This window comes from Acetivibrio ethanolgignens, from assembly GCF_001461035.1.
Lineage (GTDB): Bacteria > Bacillota > Clostridia > Lachnospirales > Lachnospiraceae > Velocimicrobium > Velocimicrobium ethanolgignens.
Genome location: NZ_LNAM01000084.1, coordinates 1 through 1,672, shown reverse-complemented (window position 1 = coordinate 1,672; position 1,672 = coordinate 1). Strand labels below are relative to the sequence as shown.

The following is a 1,672-nucleotide window of genomic DNA, read 5'->3' as shown; positions in this document are numbered from 1 at the left end:
TCAATCAGTTCCATTTTAGGAGTTGGTTGTAAAAAAGGGTGAACTTCACGGATTCAGGGGAAACTCAAGGGGAGCATAGTAGCTGCATACTAAACGCCATAACAGGGACTGGCTTATAGTCCATTTCCATTGTTCTTGCAATTCTCTACCAATAACTTTATAATAGCTATTGGAAAGAAGGAGGAATGCTATGAAATTCTGTTTAGATACCCATACACACACACTGGTCAGTGGCCATGCCTACAGCACATTGCAGGAAATGATTAGCCTTGCAAGGGAAAAAGGTCTGGAGCTTTTAGCCATTACAGAGCATGCTCCTGCCATGCCCGGCACCTGCCACCAATACTACTTCGACAACTACCAGGTACTTCGTGACAGAGACCAGGGTATCCGTATGCTTTACGGTGCTGAGCTTAATATTATTGACTATGAGGGCCATGTCGATTTACCTGAATCTGTTATAAAGGGGCTGGATCTGTGTATCGCCAGCCTGCATCTGCCATGCTGTGACCCAGGAACAGAAGAAGAAAATACCAATGCTTATATCCAAGCCATGAAAAATCCTTACATTCATATTATCGGGCATCCGGATGACAGCCGTTATCCAATTGATTATGTACGTCTGGTCAAGGCCGCCAAGGAATATGGCATTGCTCTGGAGGTTAATAACTCCTCACTTAGTCCTAAAAGTTTCCGTGCGGGAGCCAGAGAAAATGTCATAGCCTACTTGAAGCTTTGTAAGGAATACGAAGTAAAAGTTACCTTAGGCAGTGATGCCCACTACTGCGAGGATATTGCTAATTTTTCTTATGCAGAGGAGGCCCTCCGGGCTGCTAATTTCCCAAGAGAGTTAATTTTAAATACTTCTGTCGATAAGTTTATGGAATATTTAGAATCTCGCTCTTTACTTTTTGACTTTACCGTGATAAAATAGTACTAGTTAGTAAAAGATTTTTTTCAAGGAGTGTAAAGTAAGGATGAACAATAAGATTAAGACCCCGGCGGTGGACCTTTTATTTGAGGCGATTTTAAATCTCAAATCCCCGGAAGAGTGTTATATTTTCTTTGAGGATGTATGTACAATTAATGAGCTTTTGTCTCTTTCCCAGCGTTTCGAGGTTGCTAAGATGCTTCGAGAGCAAAAGACCTATCTGGAGATTGCAGAGCAGACGGGTGCTTCTACTGCTACTATCAGTCGTGTCAACCGTTCTTTAAACTACGGAAACGATGGCTATGATATGGTATTTGCCAGAATGAAGAGCACAGCCAAAGACAAATAATCCATTTTAATCCTTAGCGGAGCGTTTTTTCTTCGATAGGATGAGCTTTCCTATCAAGGAAAAAGAGGGTAATCATAGATTTTTATAGTCTGTGATTACCCTTTTTCATATTCTACTTCTTTTTCTTCTCATCATCACCAGAAAGTATCCGGTCAATCAAACGCTCTATAATCATTTTTTTCATATAAACATCAAAGCTCAGCATGCAGATAAAAGAAAACATCTGTAAAAACTCTCTGTCCTCTTCCTTTTCCTCCTCTGTAAATACCTCCTCTGACTTCTTAAACTTGCGGATAATATCCTTTGTCAGATATTCTGCCTGCTCCTCCTCCAGGTGAACTACCCATTGTCTAAAGCCAATGGGCTTCCTGCTTCATTGACCTCGCAACCTA

At 41.2% G+C, this 1,672-nt stretch carries 2 protein-coding genes; both read left to right on the top strand.

Features of this window, described 5'->3' with window-relative positions; translation table 11 throughout:
• Window positions 1-190: 190 nt before the first annotated feature.
• Window positions 191-934, top strand: a complete 744-nt coding sequence (locus ASU35_RS04920) for a phosphatase (RefSeq protein ID WP_058351942.1) — start codon at window positions 191-193, stop codon at window positions 932-934.
• 43 nt (window positions 935-977) lie between these two features.
• Entirely contained in the window at window positions 978-1,280 is a 303-nt protein-coding gene (locus ASU35_RS04915) for a YerC/YecD family TrpR-related protein (RefSeq protein WP_058351941.1), read from the top strand.
• Window positions 1,281-1,672: the final 392 nt, after the last annotated feature.